Below are 4,097 nucleotides of genomic sequence, written 5' to 3' on the forward strand. Positions count from 1 at the left end.
ATGAACTAATAATAGTGTATTTAAATAGACTTTCTGACTATCTTTTTGTACTGGCACGAAAATTGACTATTGATAATAACGCTCAAGAAATCCCTTGGATTCCTGAGAAATTATAACAAGTTCTTTTTATTATTGAAAAAAAGTAAGAAATAGCTTGTATCTTTAAGTAAAAAAATTATTTTTGCAAAAATATTTAATACAAAAAAAGTTATGTATTGGACACTAGAATTAGCATCATATTTATCAGATGCACCATGGCCTGCAACAAAAGATGAGTTGATTGATTATGCAATAAGAACAGGAGCTCCATTAGAAGTTGTTGAAAACCTTCAAGAAATTGAAGACGCAGATGAAAATTTTGAATCCATTCTTGAAATTTGGCCGGATTATCCTTCCGAAGATGATTATCTCTGGAATGAAGATGAATATTAAAATATTAAAATTCAAAAAAAAGTCTCGGTTGAGGCTTTTTTTTGGTTTTAAACTATAATTTAAACATAATTTTAAGCTTTTTAAAATTTAAATATTTTAAATTCGCTTACGAAACAATAATAGAAAAAAAGACCTTTTTTAAAGGTTACTAAAATAAATTCATACACAAAACATGAGTATTTTAAATTCAGTATTAAAAGTATTTGTTGGAGATAAGAAAAAAAGCGATTTAAAGGTATTACAACCTATTGTAAAAAAAGTTGCAGCGTTTGAAAATGAAATGTCTAATTTAACAAATGACCAATTAAGAGCAAAAACAGGCTATTTTAAAGAAATAATTGCAAAAGCAACAAATGAGTTTACTTCTAAAATAAGTGAACTCCAAGAAGAAGCGCACGAGGCAAATGTTGATAGAAAAGAAGAAATATATGCTGAAATTGATCAATTAGAAGATACTTCTTATGAGGCTTTAGATAAAATTTTAACAGAAATTATGCCTGAAGCATTTGCTGTTGTTAAAGAAACTGCAAAACGCTTTAAAGAAAATGAAACTATTACCGTTACCGCAACACCTTTTGATAGAGAACTTTCAGCTACCAGAAATAATATAACACTCGAAAACGAACAAGCGTTTTGGGCAAATACTTGGGATGCACAAGGTAAATTAGTAACTTGGGATATGGTGCATTACGATGTGCAACTTATTGGTGGAGCCGTTTTGCATCAAGGTAAAATTGCAGAGATGATGACGGGTGAAGGTAAAACCTTGGTATCTACACTTCCTGTGTATTTAAATGCTTTATCTGGAAAAGGTGTACACGTTGTAACTGTAAACGATTATTTAGCAAAACGTGATGCTGCTTGGATGGGACCAATTTTTGAATTTCACGGTTTAAGTGTTGATTGTGTTGATCATCATCAACCAAATTCCGATGCAAGAAGAAAAGCTTATAATTCTGATATTACATATGGTACAAATAACGAATTTGGTTTCGATTATTTGCGTGATAATATGGCGCACTCACCTAACGATTTAGTGCAACGTCCGCATAATTATGCAATTGTAGATGAGGTGGATTCTGTTTTGGTAGATGATGCACGTACACCATTAATTATTTCAGGTGCAACTGCAAATGCCGACAGACACGAATTTAACGAGTTAAAACCAAGTGTAGATAAAATAGTTTCTATTCAGCGTAACTACTTAACAGGAGTTTTAGCTGACGTAAAAAAATTAATAAAAGAAGGTGATACAAAAGAGGGTGGTTTTTTATTGCTCCGTGTATTTAGAGGATTGCCAAAAAGTAAAGCTTTAATTAAATTTTTAAGTCAAGAAGGAATAAAACAGTTATTGCAAAAAACTGAAAACTTCTACATGCAAGATAACAACCGCGAAATGCCTAAAATTGACGAGGAGTTGTATTTTGTAATTGATGAAAAAAATAATTCGATAGAGTTAACGGATAAAGGAATTACTTTTTTATCTGGTGATGATGGTGATGATAATTTCTTTATTTTACCAGATTTAAGTACGGAAATTGGTGCTATAGAAAGTAGCAACATTTCTCCTGAAGAAGCTACTTCTAAAAAAGAAGAATTATACCGAGATTTTAGTATTAAAAGTGAGCGAATTCATACAATGAATCAGCTATTAAAAGCATATACACTTTTTGAAAAAGATGTTGAATATGTAATAATGGAGGATAAAATTAAAATTGTTGATGAGCAAACTGGTCGTATTATGGATGGTCGTCGCTATTCAGACGGGTTGCACCAAGCAATTGAAGCCAAAGAAAATGTAAAAATTGAAGCTGCAACGCAGACATATGCTACCGTAACACTTCAAAATTATTTTAGAATGTACCGCAAATTAAGTGGTATGACAGGTACTGCAATTACAGAAGCTGGAGAATTCTGGGATATCTACAAATTAGATGTTGTTGAAATTCCAACAAATGTACCTTTAATTAGAGATGATAGAGAAGATTTAATTTTTAAAACTAAAAGAGAAAAATACAACGCTGTTATTAATGAAATTGAAAAATTAGTTAATAATGGACAACCTGTTTTAGTAGGTACTACTTCAGTTGAGATTTCTGAATTATTAGGAAGAATGCTTTCTATCAGAAAAATTAATCACAATGTATTAAATGCAAAATTACATAAAAAAGAAGCCGATATTGTTGCAGAAGCTGGTAACCCAGGTATTGTAACAATTGCAACAAATATGGCAGGACGTGGAACGGATATTAAATTATCTGATGCCGTAAAAGCCGCTGGTGGTTTAGCAATTATAGGTACGGAACGTCATGATTCTAGACGTGTTGACCGTCAGTTACGTGGACGTGCCGGTCGTCAAGGAGATCCAGGTTCCTCTCAATTCTATGTTTCTTTAGAAGATAACTTAATGCGTTTGTTCGGATCGGAACGAATTGCAAAAATGATGGATAGAATGGGACTTCAAGAAGGTGAAGTAATTCAACATTCTATGATTACCAAATCAATTGAAAGAGCGCAACGCAAAGTTGAAGAAAATAATTTTGGGGTTCGTAAAAGATTACTAGAATATGATGATGTTATGAACTCGCAACGTGAAGTTGTATACAAACGTCGTCGTCACGCGTTATACGGAGAGCGTTTACAAGTAGACATTGTAAATATGGTGTACGATACGTGTAGTGCTTTGGTTAGAGAAAGTAAACTTGCAAACGATTATCAAAATTTTGAATTCGAATTAATTCGTTTTTCATCTACATCTTCACCTTTTACTGAAGAAGAATTTAAAAATCTTACGGAACAAGAACTTACAGACCAACTTTTTGATGTTGTTTACAAACATTATAAAGAAAAATTAGAAAGAAGTGCTAAAGCTGCATATCCTGTAATTAAAGATGTTTATGAAAACCAAGGGGATAAATACGAGCGAATTGTTGTTCCTTTTACCGATGGAACCAAAGAATTAAAAGTTGTAACCAACTTAAAAGAAGCGTATGAAAGTGAAGGAAAAGGTTTGGTTACTGATTTTGAAAAGAACATTACTTTAGCAATAATTGATGATACTTGGAAAGATCATTTACGCCAAATGGATGAATTAAAACAATCGGTTCAGAATGCTACTTACGAGCAAAAAGATCCTTTATTAATTTACAAATTTGAATCTTTTGAATTGTTTAATGAAATGCTTGATAAAGTAAATAGAGAAGTGCTTTCCTTCTTATTTAAAGGGGAATTACCTTCTCAGGATGCAAATCAAGTTTCACAGGCAAGAGAACAAAAAAGAGAAAAAGTTCAGTTAAGTAAAGAAGATTATCAAAATCCAACTGAAGGCACTCAAACCAATCAAACACAACAGCAACAAGTAGTTGAAACTATTGTTCGTACAGAACGTAAAATAGGTAGAAACGAAAAAGTGACAATTAAGAATGTAATGAGTGGTGAAAATAAATCGGTAAAATACAAACAAGCCATTCCATTAATTCAAAAAGGTGAATGGGTTATTGTTGAAGATTAATACATCATTAAATATGAAATAATTAATAAAAAGACCCCAAAAAATGGGGTTTTTTTATGCTTATTAAGAACACTAAAATTAATTCTTATTCAAACTTAATTGATTTAACTGGATCTATTTTGGCAATTAATAACGTTGGCACAATTAGCATTAA

General features: G+C 31.6%; 2 protein-coding genes and 1 pseudogene. All 3 read left to right on the forward strand.

The genetic code is table 11. The features are described from left to right. A pseudogene (locus tag AB1Z17_RS06500) lies at positions 1–116 on the forward strand (ATP:cob(I)alamin adenosyltransferase); the annotation flags it as partial. Between the two features lie 94 nt (positions 117–210). Continuing rightward, entirely contained in the window at positions 211–432 is a 222-nt protein-coding gene (locus AB1Z17_RS06505; RefSeq protein ID WP_089376785.1) for a DUF2795 domain-containing protein, read from the forward strand. A gap of 172 nt (positions 433–604) precedes the next feature. Beyond that, positions 605–3,943, forward strand: coding sequence for a preprotein translocase subunit SecA (gene secA / locus AB1Z17_RS06510; RefSeq protein WP_368050987.1), 3,339 nt, complete (start codon positions 605–607; stop codon positions 3,941–3,943). The last annotated feature ends 154 nt before the right edge of the window (positions 3,944–4,097 follow it).

The organism is Lutibacter sp. (assembly GCF_040883305.1).
Lineage (GTDB): Bacteria > Bacteroidota > Bacteroidia > Flavobacteriales > Flavobacteriaceae > Lutibacter.

Coding starts and splice junctions, on each gene's coding strand:
- AB1Z17_RS06505 (WP_089376785.1), top strand. CDS start 211: ATGTATTGGACACTAGAATTAGCATCATATTTATCAGATGCACCATGG.
- secA (WP_368050987.1), top strand. CDS start 605: ATGAGTATTTTAAATTCAGTATTAAAAGTATTTGTTGGAGATAAGAAA.